Origin of the sequence: Sorangium sp. So ce1153, assembly GCF_051521595.1 — a bacterium.
Classification (GTDB): Bacteria; Myxococcota_A; Polyangia; order Polyangiales; family Polyangiaceae; genus Sorangium.
The window spans coordinates 9,075,175-9,092,876 of record NZ_CP150361.1; the positions used below are offsets into that span (position 1 = coordinate 9,075,175).

A 17,702-nucleotide genomic window follows, 5' to 3' on the forward strand; every position below is an offset into this window, starting at 1 on the left:
CTCTTCAGCGGCCCGGCGTGCCCCGGCGCGCCGGCCGCCGCGCCGCGCGGCTCAGAACGGGAGACTCGACAGCTTGGCCCGCGCGAACACGTCCCAGAGGTCTCCCATGAACATCTTGCCGAAGCGGCCGATCGCGGCGACCTTCTCGCGCCTGTCGTCCGTCCCCCCCACCCTGAACGTGGTGAGCTGCTCGAGGAAGTCGGGGAGGAGGATGTGCAGGACGCCTGTCGCGACGACCGGATCCGACCGGCCATGCCCCTCGCGGATCACGGTGAAGAGCGTGGTCGTGTCGGACCAGACGTCGAACCCCGGGTCGTCGAAGACCTCCTTGGTGCCGTCGAGCAGGTAGTGCTTGCCGTCCGCGCCCACGAACGGCAGCGCATAAAGCATCTTGCGCTCGCGGGAGTTGCTCTCCTTCACGAACAGGTTGAAGACCCCGTTGACGACCTCGGCCCCTTCATGGTCCGTGATGCCGTCGACGTGCAGCCGCCCGTTCGCGACGCCCGCGTGCGCGCTCTCCGAGATGAAGCGGTCGAGGTCCGGGATGGTGATGGTCAGCGTGAACTGGACGGACGAGCGCACCCGCCTGCCGATCGACTCCGCGCCCCGGTAGTCGTCCAGCGGAGCATGGCTGATGTGGAAGAACCCCTTCATCGTCTCGGTGAAGCTCAGATCGAGCGCCTGCGTCTCCGGGAGCGCGGTGCCGCCGGCCGGGATCACGACGCGCCCGAGCGGATCCTCGATGGGGCGGGCGGCGGCGCGCTCGGGCGCGTGCCAGCCCGACCTTCCCGGGAGCCGCCGGATGATCGCCTCGATGTTGCGCTCCGCCACGGCGGCGATGGTGGACGACGGGTTAACCCCTGTCGCCGCCGGCAGGAGCGCGCCATCCAGCACGTACAGGTTCTCGTATCCGTAGACCTGCCCGGTCGGATCCGTGACGCCGTGCTCGGGATCGTCGCTCATCATGCAGCCGCCCAGGTTGTGGACCGCGACCGGCTGGTGAAGGACCTCCCAGAACGGGCTGCTCACGAGCTGGCCGCCAAGCGCCCTGGCCACGTCCTTGCAAAGCCGCTCTTCCATCGAGTACAGGGCGAGGTTCGCGAGGGAGTTCCACTTCACGCACAGCCCACGATCGATCGGCCTGAGCTTGATCTGCCCGTCGGCCCGGTCGCGCCCCATCGCCAGCAGGACGGCGGCGTTGGCGCCCGGCTCGCCCGGATGGTTGCGCATCGCCTCCTGCACCCGACGCTCGATGTCGTCCCGCAGCAGGTCCCCGCCCCCGCAGAGCAGGCGCCCCCGGCTCTCCATGAGCCCGAGGAGCTGGGCGACGGCCCTCGGAAAGCCGCCCTCCTCGAGGACGAACCAGATCTTGTCCTCGCCCTCGCCCCGGGAGAACACGATGCCGGTCGTGATGGTCGGGCCGCTCGCGGGCTTGTAGATCTCCTGCGAGCAGACCGCGAGCGCCAGGAAATCGCCGTTGGCGGAGTAGCCGTGTCCGATGCGCGGGCTGATCCGCGGCAGCGTCCTGTGCTCGTCGCGGCAGCGGAGCAGCAGCTCCGTCGAGTTCACCGCCCCCGCGCAGACGAACACGCTCGTCGCCTCGACGCTCGCGAGGACGCCGCCCTTCCGGTGCTCCCTGTACGTGACAGAGTAGCCCGAAGGCGTCTGCGCGATGCGGATCACCTCGCATTGCGTGCGGACGTCGGCGCCGTGGCGCTCCGCGATCGCGAGGTAGTTGTGATCGAGGGTATTCTTGGCGTGAATGTTGCAGCCCACGTCACATTCACCGCAGTGATTGCAGCCGCTCTGCTGCACGCCGAACTTGTTCCGGTGGACGACCCCCGGCTCGCCGAGGTCGACGGCGATGTTCGGATAGAAGAACTGGTCCTCGCGGCCGAGCGCCTTCGCGACCTTCTTCATCAGCAGGGCCTTGGCGGGCAACGAGCCCCCGGCCGCCGCGCCGATCGGCTTGATGTCGAGCATGTAGCCGACGAGATCGAAATAGGGGTCGAGCGTCTCGCGGTCGTAGCCCTTCGGCCAGCCCCTGGCGAAGACGCTCGGTTCTGGCCGGAGGTGGACGTTGGCATAGATGAGGGAGCCGCCCCCGTAGCCAGCCCCCTGGACGACCAGCATCTCGTTGATGGGCTTCACGTCGAAGAGCCCCTGGTCCTCTCGCCATAACCACCCCTTCGACAGGTTCCCCCAGTCGCGAGGGAAGCTGTGCATCGGGTAACGGCGCCCGCGCTCGAGGATCGCCACACGCTGACCCGCCTGGGCGAGCCTGCACGACGCCACGGCGCCGCCGAATCCCGATCCGATCACCACGGAATCGTAAACCATATCACCGCCCCTCCCTGCACCCGATCGTGCTCGTGCGCCCGATGAGGATGGCGACCGGGGCGCGCCCGTCGTGATGGCTCAGACCAACCCCACCCAGCCCACCATGGATTACCATGGTCGACCGGGCCTCAGAAGCCTAAAAGGACATGCAGCAAGGTCCTGGCATGCGCGGGCGCGGCTCACGTGGCATGAGCGCTGCGTCGCAATGCCGGGTCAGCGCGTTTATCCACACTGGATCGAAACGCGTGGTCCGGTGTGCGTTGAGCGGTTGACGGCTCGCCGCCAGGGCGGCATCATCGCCTCAGGCAGACTGGAGCAGGCGCGCTTGGTCGGGGAGCGCGCGCCCTTGCTCCGGACGCCGCGATCCGATCCGCGCACGGCTGGCGTTCGGCCAGCACGACAGCTCCAGGGCGCAGGTGCCCTCGAGCACGAGCCGCCGCCGTCGCGGGCCATTCCCCTGAGGAGGTACGATCTCATGTCCATGCAAGTGCAGACCACCGGGCCAGAGCCGGGCGCTCAACCCTCGATCGGCGCGCCCGCCGCCGCGCGGACCACTGCAGTCCAGTCCGTCGGGGGCGATCGCTCGGCGGGGGGCGTCGCGCGCGAGATCCCGCTCTTCACGTACGAGGGGGTGCCCGACGCCGAGATCACGGAGCACCCGTTCACGACGGACGACAAGCTCGGGCTGAGGCTCGCGCGGTTCAAGCGAGCGCCGAGCGATGATGTCGTCCTCCTGATCCACGGCCTGACGACGTCGACGGACATGTTCATCATGCCGGAGCACACCAACATCGTCCGCTACCTCCACGATCACGGCTTCACCGACGTCTGGTCCGTGGACTTCCGGATGAGCAACCGCCTCCCGTACAACCTCACGCCGCACCGGTACAGCTTCGACGACATCGCGCTCTTCGACTTCCCTGCCGCGCTCGCGAAGATGCGCGAGCACATCGGCGACCGGCGCATCCACGTGATCTGCCACTGTCTCGGCTCGGTCTCGTTCATGATGGGCCTGTTCGGCGGGTCGATCCGGGGGGTCACGAGCGTGATCGCCAACAGCGTGGGGCTCACGCCGCGGGTGCCGGGGTGGTCGAAGCTCAAGCTCAGGCTCGCGCCGTTCCTGGTCGAGTCGGTCCTGAGCTTCCCCCACCTGAGCCCGCAATGGAGCAACGACCCCGTCCTGAGCCGCGGGAAGATCTTCTCCAAGGTCGTCTCGGCGTTCCACCGGGAGTGCGACGTCCCCGCGTGTCACATGCTCAGCCTGATGTGGGGCACCGGCTGGCCCGCCCTCTACAGCCACGAGAACCTTCACGAGGTCACCCACCGTCGGGGCGGGGATCTCTACGGCGCCACCAGCATGAATTACTACCGCCACGTCTACAAGATGGTCCAGAACGACAGCCGGGCGGTGAAGTACAACCCCAGGGACCCGCGGTTCAGCTCCTTGCCGGATGATTACCTGTCGAGGGCGCCGGAGATCCAGACGCCGGTGCTCTTCGTCACCGGCGCGAACAACCGGGTGTTCACCGACTCGAACATCGTCTGCCACCAGCGGCTCGAGAAGATCGTGCCGGGCAGGCACCGCTTGCACGTCTTCCCGAACTACGGGCATCAGGACGTCTTCATGGGGAAGAACTGCGACAGGGACATCTTCCCGACGTTCGTCGACTACTTCCGCCAGCACCGGCGCTGACGGCGCGCCGCGGTCCCCCCGGATCCCGCAATCGGGGGGACCGGGGGACCGCCACCGGGCGGCGGCCCGGCCCCGCCGGCCACCCCGGCGGCTCGCGTCTCACGCCGAGGCGGCGGTGTTCTTCAGGAGATAGCGCGAGAGCCTCTCCGCGGACGCGCGGTAGCCCGCGCCGATCAAGCGGCGCGCGAGCGGGTGGATGGCCTGGACGAGGCCCCTGGGCTCGTAGTGCACGGTCCACCGCAGCAGGGTCGCGTTCGCGCCTGATGGATCGAGCTGGATGTCCTCCACCATCCTCCGCATCAGCGGCATCGTCGTCGCGTCGATGGCGAAGCAGAAGCGCCGGCCCGGCTCCCACCCGATGAAATGCTCCCGGAACGTGATGGCGTCGAGCTCGAGCTCGCGCGTGGATCCGACGCCGTGGGGCTCCGGGCTCGTCCACGTGCAGCCGACGAAGCCCGCGATCCAGTCGCGCATGCCCTCCGGCTTCGCGAAGATCTCGAATACCCTCTCCGGCGGAGCCTGGAGCAAGGACGCCACCTCGATCCGAGACGGCGCGCGCCGCGTGAAATCGAGATCGGCGGGCGCGAGCTTGAACCAGAAAGGATTGAGGAAGCGCATCGAACCTCCCGCGCGCAATCGAAAAGCGGAGGGACGAGCCGGTCAGCTCCCCGGGGCGAGCTTCCCGGTCGTCGCCGTCACTCGCCGGCGTCCGGCTGCTCGAGCCGGTGGGTCCCGTTCGCGCCGGCGCTGTGCGGCAGCGCCAGGGACGCGCGCACCGCGTTGGGGTCGATGCGGCTGCGGCGCTTCTCGTCCTTCACGGTCTTCGTGTGCATGTACCGGTACGCCCCGAAGGCGATGGTCACGTCGTCGATCTGCGAGACGATCTCCTCCAGCACCGGCTCCGTCATCTTGTCCGGGTCGATGCCGCAGTAGAGCATCAGCTCGCAGAAGCGCTTGCTCGGGTCGCCGTTCGCGAGGTAATCGGACCGGATCGCCTTCACATAGATGGCGATGAAGGTGAAACACCCGGTCTTCAGGCGGTACTCCAGGAAGAGCGAGTAGAGCCGGTTGAAGAGCGGGGCGAACCTCTCCGCCGGCCCCAGGACGATGAACATGCGCGTCGGATCGCCGACCGAGGAGTCGAGGATCCGGTCGGTGAACGTCTCGATGTTCTTGGTCGAGGCGTAACGCGGGCTGAGGACGACGCCCGCCATGCCGAGGTACTTCACCGCCTGATCGACGCCGGTCGGCAGGCGCCCTGCGTACAGCCCGAGGGTCTGCAGGTAGCCGTACGCAGCCTTGTTCCAGAGCGATTTGAGCGGGCTCTGGGGCGCCTCGTGGTAGCTCGAGAACTGGCCGATCCGGACCGATGTGCCGAGCACGGCGTAGTCGAGCCAGACACCGCGCTCCATCAGCGCCTGGCCGGGGTCGCGGATGAGCTGGCCGGCCTCGTCGAGGAACTTCTTGAGGTCGGCGTACAGCCGCCTGTCGTTCTGCAGGATGACGTTGAACTTGTCGATCCGGATGACGTCGAGCGTGAGGGTTGCGATGACGCCATGCTGGCCAGCGCCGGCCAGAACGCGGTAAAACTCGTCCGGGCGCTCGTTCCGGCCGCACGACACGACCTCGCCCTCGTGGTTCACGTACTCGAGCCGCCGGACGTTGTCGACGAACATGCCGAAGCGGTGCGACGCCGGGCTGATCCCGCCGACCGAGGCGAACCCGCCGGCGGTGATGTGGTTGTGGTCGCCGATGATCGGGAGGCCGTAACCCCTGTCCGCGAGGTGGAGGTCGAGCTCGGCGAGGACGACGCCCGCCTGCACGGTCACCGTCCGCTCGGCCTCGTTCAGATCGAGGATGCGGTTGAGCTTCTCGATCACCAGCACGCACCCGCGGTCGGCGAGGACCAGATCGTTGCTCGAGTGCCCCTTGCTCCGGATCATCAGCTTCTGACCGAGCGACCGTGTCTCCTTGACGGCGAGCACGATGTCGTCGGTCGTCATCGGCAGATAGATCTTGAACGGGTACCTGGGCTTGATCTGCGGCGCCCCGATCCGCTCCCAGTCGTAGCCGAGGCTGTCGAGGCTGTCGTGGGCGAAACCTTCGTGGCTGGTGAACTTGTACGGTTGGGACATGAGCACGCCTCCGGCGCACGGCCCGCTCCGCGAGCTGCGCCTCCCCCCTGTTGCTCGATCTGCCGTGCCGCACGCGGCGGACGCCCCGGGCGCAATACTGCGCGCCCGGGAGACCGACTCCATGGCAGCAGGCTCTCAACGTTTCCCCCCGCCCGCGGTCGTCGTGTCGACGCTCGCGAGGCTTCTTCCTCCCGCGCCTGCGATAAAGAGAGTACAAGACGTATTTCGCAGGTGTCAATGTATCCTTGAGAGCTACCGAGAGAGCTGCCGAGTTCAAACCCGGTCCGCCCGCGGCGGAATGGGGCGAGCTCGATGAGGCACTGCAGAGGAGTCACTGCAGAGGAGTCACTGCAGAGGAGCGGTGAAGGGAGGAATCTGATGTCGATCAGCTTCGTTACGGGTGGTTCCGGGTTCGTCGGGCGCAATCTCATCGCGGCGCTGCGCGCGCGAGGAGAGGTGGTGCGCGCGCTCGCGCGCTCCGATGCTGCGGCAGCGGCGGTGAGCAGGTCGGGCGCGGAGCCTGTGCGCGGCGACCTCGACGACGTGGACGCGCTCCGCCGGGGCATGGCGGGCGCGCAGGGGGTCTATCACGCGGCCGCGCTGGTGCAGGACTGGGGGCCCAGGGAAGATTACCTGCGGGCCAACGTCGCCGGCACGGAGCACGCGCTCGCCGCGGCCAGGGCGGCCGGTGCTCGCCGGTTCGTGCACGTCAGCACCGAGGCCGTCCTCCTCGGGGGCGACCCGCTCGTGAACGTGGACGAGCGCCGGCCGCGCCCGCCCAGCCCGGTGGGACTCTATCCGCTCACGAAGGGCCTCGCCGAGGAGCGGGTCGTCGCCGCGAGCTCTCCGGAGCTGGCGACCGTGGTCGTGCGCCCGCGGCTCATCTGGGGGCTCGGGGACACATCGCTGCTGCCACAGTTCGTGGAGGCCGTCCGCGCCGGCAAATTCATGTGGATCGACGGCGGCCGCGCGCTGACGTCGACCTGCCACGTGCGGAACCTGTGCGAGGGGATGATCCTCGCCGCGGAGAAGGGCCGCGGCGGCGAGATCTATTTCCTCACGGACGGTCCGCCGATCGAGACCCGGGAGTTCGTCACGAGGCTGCTGGCCACGCAGGGCGTCGATCCAGGGGGGCGCAGCGTCCCGAGGTGGCTCGCGGCGGCGTTCGCGCAGGTGGCCGAGTGGACGTGGACAGGCCTGCGCCTGAAGGGCGCGCCGCCGATCACGCGCACGGTCGTGCGGCTCTTCGGGGCCGAGGTCACCGTGAACGACGAGAAGGCGCGCCGCGAGCTCGGCTACCGGGGCACCGTCTCGCGAGATGCCGGGCTCGAGGAGATGGCCAGGGCAAACAAGACCCAGGCGAGCAGGTCCGAGGCGGAGGGAGCGCCGGTCGCCGCCGCGTGAGCTGGCGGCGACCGGCGGCGGCCAAGGCCGCTCATCCGTTCATTGCTTCCCGCCGGGCATGAAGCGCAGCGACACCAGGCGCAGCAGCTCACCCGAGCCGCCCTTCGCCTTCAGGTAGACCTCGTGGGAGCCAGCGGCGCTCACCTTGCACGTGACGGTCGTCCAATCCTCCCAGTCGCCCGTGGCGGGGACATCGCAGGTCGCGACGCGGCTGCCGCCCGCCAGCGGGTCGAGCCATACCTCGACGGCGCCGCCCTTCACGCTGGAGGCCTGCAGCTCGATCTCGGCCGACGCCACGCCGCCGCTGCCCAGATCGACGCTGCCGTACATGGCCCAGTCGCCGTCCTCCAGGCCGCCGAGCACCGGCCCCGCCGACTGGCTCGACACCACCTCGGTGCCGGACTCCTGATCCGGCTCGGCGGCCGGGATCGCGGTGAAGCCGTCGCGGTAGGTGAACAGGTCGAAGTCCGCGCTCGCGCCCCTGGCAAACACGCCGGCCTGGCTGCCGACCCAGCCGGTGTTGACCGTGTCGTAGTTCTCGAGCGCGCTGATATCGATCGGCTCGCCCACCTGGGTCCAGGTCAGGCGGTCCGTGCTGAACCAGCCGGTGGCCTCGTGGTCCTTGCCGTGCACCAGCTTCAGCCAGAGGGTGCGCTCGCCCGGCGCCGGGGCATCGAAGCTGATCTCGGTCGCGTCCACCGACTCATAGGCGCTCCCGTCGGCGTTCAGGACAGGGACGACCGACCGGAACGAGAAGCGGATCTGGTCGTCACCGTCCGCCCGGACGCGCGCCACCGACACTTCCTGGCTGATGGCGTTGGCCCAGGTCGGGAACGCTGTGAGATCCTGCTCGGGGACGGGGTTGCCCAGGCGAACGCCAGCCGCGTCGCCCTCCGCCTTGGGGGCGAAGTCCATCTTCACGATCATCGCCTTGGCGTGCAGCGCGTCCTTCTGGACGACCCACCGCGTCTCGTCCTCTGCCGGCTTGAGCCGGAGCCACCCGGCGCGGTCGGTGACTGAGGTGCGATCGGCCGGCATGTTGCCGTAAAAAGTCCAGGCCGGCGCGAGCTTGTCCCCGGTGAACTCGTCGTTGACGGGCAGCAGGAACGGGATGTCGCTGGGCGGCAGCGCCGGCGCCGGCGCCGGCTCGCCGAGGCGGCCGTTCACGACCGGGACCCCGGCGCCGCTCTCGTCGTCGATCCAGGTCACCTGGCTGAGCAACCCCTGGCGGCCCAGGCCGCGCCAGTTGGTGTCGCACTCGTACGAGTGGGAGAATACCCACCACGTGCCGTCGGCGATCTGGAACGGCGCCGTGCTGTGCTGCGCGCCGCTGAACGGGGCCTCTCCCGTGAGGACGCTGCCCAGCGGCGTCCAGTCGTCGGGGTCGCTGCTCAGCGTGGCCGAGCGCCACCCGTACTGCTCGCCGCCGCACCCTGTGTGGGTCGAGTCGAAGTAATAGTAGAAGCCGTTGCGCTTCGTCATGGTGGGCCCCTCGGCCCAGTTGGCCTCGACCGCGCTGTCGGGGTCGGCCGCGGGATCGCCGCACCCCCCGTTCTGCACGTCCCAGTTGACGAAGCTGAGATCGATGGACTCGCCGCTGAGCTGTCCGGTCTCGGGATCGATCTTCTGGAGGAGGTTGACGCCGAAGTTGTTCGCCTCGCCGCCCATCGCTCCGTTCCATTTGCACTGCCCCGCCTTCACGACCAGGTACGTGGTCCCGTCGTCATCGATGAACACCGAGTCGTCGTAGCCGGTCCCGCGGTCGAACGACACGAGCTCCGGGTCCTCTCCGGGTGGCGTGTAGGGGCCCACGGGCTCCACGTGGATGGGCTCTCCCCAGGGTCCTGCCAGGCTGTCCGACTCCGCGAAGTACTGGTTGAAGTTGACGGCGAAGTAGACCCTGTAGCCGGCGGCGGACTTGACGATGAAGCCGCCCCACGTCCCGCCCCCCGCCGAGGTCGAGGCCTCCAGGCCGGGCCACGCCGGATCGACGACCCGCGAGACACGCTCCCAGTGGAGGAGGTCCCGCGAGTGCAGGATCTCGACGTTGGGCGAGATGTTGAAGCTGGAGCCGGTGATGTAGAAATCGTCCCCCTCGATATAGATGTTCATGTCCGGGTGATCGCCGGGCAGGATCGGATTGAGGTAGGTGGACTGGGGCTCTTTCGGCCAGATCGCTGTCTCGAAGGCGGCGGTCAGCGCCTTGCTCCCGTCCACCTTGATCTCCACGACATCGTCCGCCTCGCTCGCGGCCCCGCTCCATCCCGCGAAGTCGGCGCTCGGCGCGGGCCTGGCGGTCACGGTCACCACGGTGCCGGCCCTGTGCAGGTAGGTCCCGGGCGGCGGATCGGTCGTCCCGTCCCCCTTCGCCTCGATGGTCAGCGGATATTCGAGGGGCGATAGTCGCTCGTCCCCTCCGCAAGAGATGGGCAGAGACCCGAACAGGATCATCGCCGTGATGAAAGCGCTGTGATTTCTCATGGTCATGTCCTACCGCGCGACACGGCTGGCATGTTGAGCTCTGCGCCGGCGGAGCCTTCGCGGGCGCCTCTCCAGCTCGGGGATGAGCCCTCTGGCCGCAGATCCCGGCCGCGAGCAACCCCGGCGGGTGCGCACGACGAGCCGTGCAGGGTTCATCAGCTCCCTAAGGATGAGCCCCGGGCGCAATGTGAACGCTCACAAGAGCAATGTCAATACCAATCGGCTTGACTGTGCGACCAGGAGCGGGCTGAAGCGGGCTGGAGCGGGCTGAAACGGCATCGCGCGCGAGGCGCGGCGAGCGGCGGCCGCGCGCCGTCAGCGCCGGCGCCGCGCTCGTCCGTTCGCCATGCGCTGCGCTTCTTTGATATACAGGGCGTGATGGAACTGGACAGACCGATGACACGTGAAGCGGATACCATGGATGTCGTTCCGGAGATCCAGCGCCTGAGGCAGCGCATCCAGGAGCTGGAGCAGGTCGAGCAGGAGCGGGATAGCCTCCGGGCGGCGCTGCGCCGGAGCGAGGAGCACGTGCGCCTCTTCGTCACCTACACTCCGGCCGCCGTGGCCATGTTCGATCGGAACATGCGCTACATCCTGGCCAGTCGCCAATGGACCGTGGATCTCGGCCTGAAGGACACAGACATCATCGGCCGAAGCCATTACGAGCTATTCCCAGAGATCCCCGAGCACTGGCGGGCGGTCCACCAGCGCTGCCTCGCGGGGGCCTCGGAGGGGAATGACGAGGAGCCCTTCCCGCGGGCCGACGGGCGCGTCGACTGGGTGCGCTGGAAGATCTTCCCGTGGCACACGACGGGCGGCGAGATCGGCGGGATCATGCTGTTCACGGAGGTGATCACCGAGCGAAAGCGGCTCGAGGATACGCTCCGGATGCAGGCGAAGACGCTCGTGGAGCTGTCGACGCCGATCGTGCCCATCAGCCAGGGCGTCCTCGTGCTGCCGCTGGTCGGCGCGCTGGACGCGGCGCGGGCGCAGCAGATGATGGAGAACCTGCTGGGCAAGGTGGTCGAGCGGCAGGCGCGGGTGGCGATCATCGACGTCACCGGCGTGCCGCACATCGACACGAGCTCGGCGAACGCCCTCCTTCAGGTGGCGCGGGCGGTCCGGCTGCTCGGGGCGCAGGTCGTCCTGACCGGCATCCGGCCCGAGGTGTCCCGGGCCATCGTCGGCCTCGACATCGAGCTCGCCGGCATCGTGACCCGACGCGATCTGCAGAGCGCGATCGCCTTCGCGACCGCGGCGGGCTCGGCGTCGGCGCCTCCCCCGCCTTGACGCTCACCGCTGCTGGGTCGCGCCAGGCCCCTGCGCGCGCGGCGCCCCGCGTCGCGTGACGATCGTTCTTGCGTGATCCTGCGCGAGACGCTCGCTTGCGGCGAGATCATATATCGGTGTTGCACGCCACGGAGACGGGGGACAGGTCGACGAAGGCGTCGCCTTCGATGGTCCACCTTTGCATGAACCGGTGGATGTTCGCCCCGTACTCGTCGAACTCGTACTCTGCGGCTGCCCCGACGTACCGGAGCGGGATCCCCGCGCGGAGCTTGGCCATCGCCGCCCCCATGTCCCGCCACGAGGCCGCCTCGTTGTCGGGGTTGTTGAGCTCGCGAACGATCTTCTGCAGCTCGTTCCCGGACGAGGGGATCGTCCCGCTCGTCGCCTGGGCGTACACGAGGCCCATCGCGATGAGGACGACGCCGTCGTAGTAGAAGTGCGCCGCGGGCAGCGGCGCTTCGCCGTCCCACCGGCGCGAGAAGTGGTCGATGAAGGCGGCGGCGTTCCCGGTCGCGCAGGCGACCTTCTCCTCGGCCGCGCCCGTGACATCGCACTCGCTCCGCAGGCTGAGCGACGGCGAGACCCCGAAATACCCGTCGAGGGAGCCCGTCGGGATGTTGGCGAGGAGCACGTCGGTGCGCAGCGCCGGACCGAGAAACCAGGTGCCCGGGCGTCCGGAGACGGCCCACTCGGTCACGATGGTCGAGGCGGTGGCGGGGTACGCCGCGAGGAGCGTGCGCTCGGCGTTCGCCGCGAACGTGGACTCGATCTTCTTCGTGTACGTCTGCTCGCCCGACGTGAACGTCACCGACGGGAGGATCCTGCCCCCGAGCCGCGCGAACTGGGTCGAGAACGCGCTGCTGACGTTGGTGTTGTAGTCGTCCCGCGCGGCGAGGCTGTTCACCGTGTCGATGCGCGCCTGGATAGCGAGCCTCGCCAGCGCGCAGCCGACGTCGAGCGAGGTGGGGGCGAGCCGCATCCGGCCTCCCCTCGTCTCGCTGCGCGCGATGGTGGGCGCGGCATACCCCGGCTGCATGTGGAACACGTCGAGCTCCTTCACGTCCCGCACGATCTCTCGGGCGAGCTCGTTCTCCTCGGGTCCCACGAGGTAGGCGACCTGATCCACATAGAGCAGGTCGAGCAGCTGTTCGAACCCACGCTCCACGCTGGAGTGGCTGTCTCGGCTCCGGATGCCGAACGGCCTCCCGTCGAGCCCCCCCGCGGCGTTCAGATCGTCGACCGCGAGCAACATGGCTTGTTCGAGGTTGCGCCCGATGGCCGACTCGCTGCCGGTGAAGGGCAGGAGCGCCCCGATGACGACCGCGTCCTCGGGGAGCTCGGACGGCGTGGGCGAGCACGACGCCGAGCCCAGGGAAGCGAGCCCCACGAGCAGCCCGGCCCGCATCCAGCGCATGTGTCGACCGCGGCGAGCGAACCAGGCGCCGGTTCGATCCATGCGTTCCGGACCGGCAAGCATCCCAAGCAACATGCTTGACCCCCGGCGCGGATGACAACGCACAGCGGACCGTTCTGTCAAGGGCACACGCGACAAATGGTACGTGATCCGGACGTGGCATCACCGTGGACACTCGCACCACCTTGCAACACAGCTCACACCTGCCATGTCCGTGTCGACGACCGCGGTGTCTGTCGGCGAATCGCGGTCTTCAGGGCGAGAGAAGAGCAGGACCGTGAGCGTGGAGCCGGCTGTGGATCGAGCGGCTCACCGCCTCTTCACCGGCGCTCCCGGCCGCGCTCCAGAGCTGTCGAGCCAGCGTGTGGAGGGCCGTCTCCTCGCCAGGAGATCTCGGCGGTCCGTCGGGTGGCCGGTCACGGGCAAGCCGGGTCGGGCGACACCGAGGGGGACGGCCGCCCGTCCACCTCCCGCCAGCGAGGGCGTGGGCGTCGGGAGCATCGGCCGGCGCCGTGCGCGTCGACCGGCGGACGGCCTTCCACCGGTCCTGCGCGTTCCCGCGCTCCTCGTCCTCGACGAGGAAGCCGTGCTGGGCGAGCTGGCGCAGGTGGTACGACGTCGCGCCTGTATCGAGGCCGAGGCGGGCCGCCAGCGTCGTCGCCGTGGCCGGCCCCTCGCTATTGATGACCAGCCTGGCCGCTCAGTTGATGACCAGCCTGGCCGCTCGCGAGTCGACTGGTGAAGTCGCCCCACCTCGGGTCGCGCAGCGCGTCGCCCGCGGCCGTGCAGCGCGTCAGCGCGCCGTCCACGGTCGCGCAGCGCGTCGACCATGAACGATGCAAACGTCAGAGTGGCCCAAGTGCACCTTTTCGGATGTACTGGACTCGTGAGGGAAGCGCGTTCGCGCCAGCAACGCCAGCCCCCGCGGCCCAACGAGCTCCCGTCGGGGGCTCCCCGGGGCGGAAGAGACCGCCCGATACGCACGCTTCGCTCGTGGTGGCGCTACCCGGCGTGGCTGGGTCGCGCGAGCGAATTTACCGGTTGATGTACCTCGCGGATGGAGCTCTAAAGGAAGGGGGGCTCGTCGGCGCGCGGCTGGCGTGACGGGCCGAAGGTCCGCGGCGAGCTGCGCGTGATTCGTGGGGGAGGCATCACGAACCCGTGAGTCCACCGTGCGATACGTGGCGGAGCGCCGGGGGCCTCGCGCGCGACGCCGCCTCGCTCGGCGGGGGCACGGCCCTCCAGATCGAAGCGGGTAGAAGCGCGCCGCTCGTACGCCGGCGTTTCACTATCACGTCTCTAGAGGAAAGCGTCGGCGAGGCGCCGGCGTCCACGCCGATGGACGAACCTCGGGCTCGTCACTCGGCTTCTTCGTGAACGTTCACATGAGGACCTTTGGCGCCGCCGCCTCGCCTGGCGGAGGCACGCCCCTCGAAATCGATTTGGCTCGCTCCCGTGATCACATCGACACGCATCGGGAATAGGAGTCGCATGCGCATGCGAACATTAAGACACCTCTCGTACATCGGTACGACGATTTTTCTAACCTCAACACCTTTCTTCGCGGGCTGCACCGGCACCATCGCGGACGGTGACGACCCCGGCGGGGAGACCTCCGGCGGCGGCACGGCGGGCGGGGATAGCGGGGGCATCGACAATGGGCCTCCGGATGTCTGCGTCCCCGGCATCCCGATGACGACCCAGCTGCCGCGCTTGCTGAACCGGCAGTACGACAACACGGTGCGGGACCTCCTCGGCGTCACCGGCGTGGGCGCCGACAACAAGCCGCCGTCCGAGATGCTCGTCGACGACTCCGACGGCCCGATGGACGCCACCGCGTGGCAGTTCTATCAAGACGCTGCCGCGGAGATCGCCAAAGCGGTCATGGCCGGGCCGAACAAGTCCAAGTTCATCAGCTGCGACCCTGCGGCGGCCGGCTGCCTCGAGCAGACCATCAAGACCTTCGGCCGCAAGGCGTTCCGCCGCCCGCTGACCGAGGCGGAGGTCGCGCGGTTCATGAAGCTGGGCCAGACGACGCCGCCAGGGACGCCGGCCGAGGTCGCCGAGACGACGTTGCTCGCCTTCCTCGTGTCGCCCTCGTTCCTCATGCTCCCCGAGCTGACGACCACCCAGGATCAGTCGGGTAAGGGCATCCAGCTCTCCAGCCACGAAGTGGCGACGCGGCTCTCGTACTTGCTCTGGGGCTCCGTTCCGGATGACGCGCTGAACGCGGCGGCCGACGGCAACGAGCTCCAGACCAAGGAGCAGATCCTGGCCCAGGCGCAGCGGATGATCGCCGTGCGCGAGAAGACCGGGCCGCTCGTGACGGCGTTCCACCGCAACTGGGCGCAGATGGACAACGGAAACGCCCACTGGTGGAAGATGGATCACGACACCGAGACGTATCCGTTGTACTCCGATGACGCCAAGAACAGCTGGAAGGCCGAGCTCGACGCCTTCTTCGAGGACGTCGCGTTCGAGAACGGCTCGTTCCAGGACCTCCTCCTCAGCAACGTCGCCTTCGTCAACAAGGACAACGCGGCGATCTATGGGCTCGATCCTTCGGCGTACGGCACCGAGCTGACCAAGGTGGAGCTGGACGCGAGCCAGCGGCCGGGCTTCTTGACCCGCGCCGGGTTCTTGAGCTCTTACGCGGGCTACGACTCCACGAGCCCGATCCTGCGAGGCGCGTTCATCTCGGTGTACCTGCTCGGCGTCAATCCGGGTCCGCCCATCCCCGGCGCCACCATGATGACCGTCGAGGGCGACTTCGCGACGCAACGCGCGAAGGTCGAGGCGCTGACGAAGCCTGCTGCCTGCGCCGGCTGCCACGCGATCATCAATCCGCCCGGGTTCGTGATGGAGGGCTTCGACGGCGTTGGACAGCTGCAGACGACCGATCCTCTCGGCGGTCCGATCGACGCGAGCGTCACGACGAACACCATCGACTTCGGCGACGGCAACGTGAAGGAGATCTCCTCTCCGGCGCAGCTCATGCAGGAGATCGCTCAGGTTCAGAAGGCGAAGCAGCTTTACGCCCAGGCGTGGATCTCGTATGCTTTCGGGCGCGCCCCGAACGGGAAAGACAAGTGCGTGGTCGACATGCTCGACACCAAGCTGTCTGAGAGCGGCTACAGCATTCTCAACCTGATGGCCGATCTCACTCAAGCCGATTCGTTCCGCGTCCGAGTCCGCGAAACGCAGTGAAATCTGAGGAATGTTGACCATGAGCAAGCAACTGAACCGAAGAATCTTCCTTCGCGGCATGGGCGGTGCTGCCCTGGCCGCGCCGTTCCTCAGCTCCGTGTGGGAGCGCACCGCAAAGGGCGACACCACTTCCTCCGGGAAAGCGCTCATCGTGATGTTCACGCACTACGGGTGCGTCACGAACAAGTGGTTCCCGGAGAAGACCTCGGGTGAGCTCACGGCGGCCGACCTCACGCCGACGAGCCTCGCGGCCCTCGCTCCCTACGCGAAGAAGCTCCTCATGCCGCGCGGCATCCGCACGATGAACGAGTGGACCGCCAACATGACGCGTGGGCAGGGGAACGACTCCCACACGCAGATCGTGGGGTCGCTCTTCACCTGTCAGCCGGTCACCCCGAACAGCAACGACCCGTTCAGCTTCGACCAGGCGACCAAGTTCAACGCGAAGCCTGTCGGTCCGTCGCTGGATCACGTCATGGCCCAGCAGCTCAGCCCCAACGGCACGCCGTTGCTCTTGAACACGGCTGGTCAGAACGACAGCGCTCAATCGGCGATCTCGTACTCGGCCTCCGAGACCATGTACAAGGGCATCAACGCGCAGCAGGCCTTCAGCAGCCTCACCGGCCTCTTCACGGCGGGGGAGCCGACGTCTCCGGACACCTACGCCGCGCTCCGCGGCAAGAGCGTCCTCGACCTCGTGAAGGACGACCTGGAGACGCTCGAGCGGATGGACATGAGCAGCGCCGACAAGCGGAAGCTGGCGGCCTGGAAGGAGCTCCTCCACTCGACGGGGACCGTGGTGGCCTCCGCGCAGTGCACCGAGGAGCTCGGCGCGATGCTCGGCGCGACGTCGGACAACGCCTCCAAGGCGGCGCGGGGCGGCCTGGGCGTCGACGTCCTCACGACCAAGGTCTCCGGCGACCTGGACGGGGCGGATATCTACTCGGCCATCGCGGCGCTCGCGGCCGCCTGCAACGCCAACCCCGTGATCTTCCTGAAGTACCCGGGGAACTACAACTTCAAGGGGCTCGGCATCACGATGGAGTCGCACTCCCTCTCGCACCGCCTCGACAACGCGGGCATGACGGGCAGCTGCCTGCCCAACGCGCTCGAGTGGCTCCTGAAGGTCGACCAGTATTACGCGCAGAAGTTCGCGAACCTCGTCGGAATGCTCGACAGCATCCCGATGGGGAACGGGTCGACGCTCCTCGACAACAGCGCCGCCATCTGGTTCAACGAGATGTCGGACGGCAACGCGCACAACCTGAACAACGCGCCGATCATCCAGGCCGGCAGCGCCGGCGGGTACTTCAAGACCGGCCAGATCATCAACGTCGACCCCGGGTCGACCCCGACGAACGGCAACAGCATGTCGCAGTGCGCCAGCGGCAGCGGCCAGGTCAACGGCATCAATCAAGGCACCGGGACCGATCCGAAGATCGCGAACGCGCCGGTCAACAAGTACTTCTGCAACATCATGAACGCCATGGGCGTGAAGGCGGGTGCGGACGGCTTCCCTGCGAAGGGCGGCTCCGAGGAAGTGACCCACTTCGGCTACTCCGACAAGACGGAAGACTTCATCGGTGGCAAGGGCAAGGTCGCCGGCGCCACGATCCACAATCCGGGCGGGTTCGCAGAGCTCAAGGCCTGAGCGCTCCCGGATCGAGGTCCTGAACACTCGGACGAGCTCGGTTCCAAAGACCTCTCCTTGCCGGAGGGGTCTTTGCGTTTGTGCTTC

General features: G+C 68.2%; 10 protein-coding genes and 1 pseudogene. 5 read left to right on the plus strand and 6 right to left on the minus strand.

Annotation, left to right across the window (positions count from 1 at the left end; translation table 11 throughout):
- Positions 1-51: 51 nt before the first annotated feature.
- On the minus strand, positions 52-2,322 hold the full coding sequence (locus tag WME85_RS32605) for a GMC oxidoreductase (protein ID WP_437827006.1): 2,271 nt from the start codon (positions 2,320-2,322) through the stop codon (positions 52-54).
- A gap of 493 nt (positions 2,323-2,815) precedes the next feature.
- Between WME85_RS32605 and WME85_RS32610 the strand changes: the two genes are divergently transcribed.
- Positions 2,816-4,033, plus strand: a complete 1,218-nt coding sequence (locus WME85_RS32610; RefSeq protein WP_437827007.1) for an alpha/beta fold hydrolase — start codon at positions 2,816-2,818, stop codon at positions 4,031-4,033.
- Positions 4,034-4,132: 99 nt separating this feature from the next.
- On the opposite strand, the gene WME85_RS32615 is transcribed toward WME85_RS32610, so the two are convergent.
- A complete protein-coding gene (locus WME85_RS32615; protein ID WP_437827008.1) occupies positions 4,133-4,651 on the minus strand; it encodes an SRPBCC family protein in 519 nt (172 codons plus the stop codon).
- A gap of 77 nt (positions 4,652-4,728) precedes the next feature.
- Positions 4,729-6,168, minus strand: a complete 1,440-nt coding sequence (locus WME85_RS32620; protein WP_437827009.1) for an FAD-binding oxidoreductase — start codon at positions 6,166-6,168, stop codon at positions 4,729-4,731.
- A gap of 378 nt (positions 6,169-6,546) precedes the next feature.
- On the opposite strand from WME85_RS32620, the gene WME85_RS32625 reads away from it, so the two are divergent.
- Positions 6,547-7,572 (plus strand): NAD-dependent epimerase/dehydratase family protein, encoded by a 1,026-nt coding sequence (locus WME85_RS32625; RefSeq protein WP_437827010.1) that lies wholly within the window; start codon positions 6,547-6,549, stop codon positions 7,570-7,572.
- 39 nt (positions 7,573-7,611) lie between these two features.
- On the opposite strand, the gene WME85_RS32630 is transcribed toward WME85_RS32625, so the two are convergent.
- On the minus strand, positions 7,612-10,053 hold the full coding sequence (locus WME85_RS32630) for a family 43 glycosylhydrolase (protein WP_437827011.1): 2,442 nt from the start codon (positions 10,051-10,053) through the stop codon (positions 7,612-7,614).
- A gap of 417 nt (positions 10,054-10,470) precedes the next feature.
- Here WME85_RS32630 and WME85_RS32635 point away from each other — a divergent pair, with 417 nt between their 5' ends.
- The gene (locus WME85_RS32635) at positions 10,471-11,343 is read left to right on the plus strand and encodes an STAS domain-containing protein (RefSeq protein ID WP_437827012.1); all 873 of its coding nucleotides are present in this window, start codon (positions 10,471-10,473) and stop codon (positions 11,341-11,343) included.
- A gap of 106 nt (positions 11,344-11,449) precedes the next feature.
- Here the strand turns inward: WME85_RS32635 and WME85_RS32640 are convergent, their stop codons facing one another.
- Positions 11,450-12,757, minus strand: coding sequence for an ABC transporter substrate-binding protein (locus WME85_RS32640; protein WP_437827013.1), 1,308 nt, complete (start codon positions 12,755-12,757; stop codon positions 11,450-11,452).
- Between the two features lie 570 nt (positions 12,758-13,327).
- Positions 13,328-13,433 (minus strand): annotated as a pseudogene (locus WME85_RS32645) (helix-turn-helix domain-containing protein); the annotation flags it as partial.
- An 815-nt stretch (positions 13,434-14,248) separates the two neighbouring features.
- On the opposite strand from WME85_RS32645, the gene WME85_RS32650 reads away from it, so the two are divergent.
- Both WME85_RS32650 and WME85_RS32655 read left to right on the plus strand, forming a co-directional pair.
- A complete protein-coding gene (locus tag WME85_RS32650; RefSeq protein WP_437827014.1) occupies positions 14,249-15,964 on the plus strand; it encodes a DUF1592 domain-containing protein in 1,716 nt (571 codons plus the stop codon).
- 19 nt (positions 15,965-15,983) lie between these two features.
- On the plus strand, positions 15,984-17,615 hold the full coding sequence (locus tag WME85_RS32655) for a DUF1552 domain-containing protein (RefSeq protein WP_437827015.1): 1,632 nt from the start codon (positions 15,984-15,986) through the stop codon (positions 17,613-17,615).
- Positions 17,616-17,702: the final 87 nt, after the last annotated feature.

What these genes read in the sequence shown, in the direction of transcription:
- WME85_RS32635 (WP_437827012.1), top strand. Translation starts at nt 10,471, where the DNA reads ATGGATGTCGTTCCGGAGATCCAGCGCCTGAGGCAGCGCATCCAGGAG.
- WME85_RS32625 (WP_437827010.1), top strand. Translation starts at nt 6,547, where the DNA reads ATGTCGATCAGCTTCGTTACGGGTGGTTCCGGGTTCGTCGGGCGCAAT.
- WME85_RS32630 (WP_437827011.1), bottom strand. Translation starts at nt 10,053, where the DNA reads ATGAGAAATCACAGCGCTTTCATCACGGCGATGATCCTGTTCGGGTCT.
- WME85_RS32615 (WP_437827008.1), bottom strand. Translation starts at nt 4,651, where the DNA reads ATGCGCTTCCTCAATCCTTTCTGGTTCAAGCTCGCGCCCGCCGATCTC.
- WME85_RS32610 (WP_437827007.1), top strand. Translation starts at nt 2,816, where the DNA reads ATGTCCATGCAAGTGCAGACCACCGGGCCAGAGCCGGGCGCTCAACCC.
- WME85_RS32620 (WP_437827009.1), bottom strand. Translation starts at nt 6,168, where the DNA reads ATGTCCCAACCGTACAAGTTCACCAGCCACGAAGGTTTCGCCCACGAC.
- WME85_RS32640 (WP_437827013.1), bottom strand. Translation starts at nt 12,757, where the DNA reads ATGCGCTGGATGCGGGCCGGGCTGCTCGTGGGGCTCGCTTCCCTGGGC.
- WME85_RS32650 (WP_437827014.1), top strand. Translation starts at nt 14,249, where the DNA reads ATGCGCATGCGAACATTAAGACACCTCTCGTACATCGGTACGACGATT.
- WME85_RS32655 (WP_437827015.1), top strand. Translation starts at nt 15,984, where the DNA reads ATGAGCAAGCAACTGAACCGAAGAATCTTCCTTCGCGGCATGGGCGGT.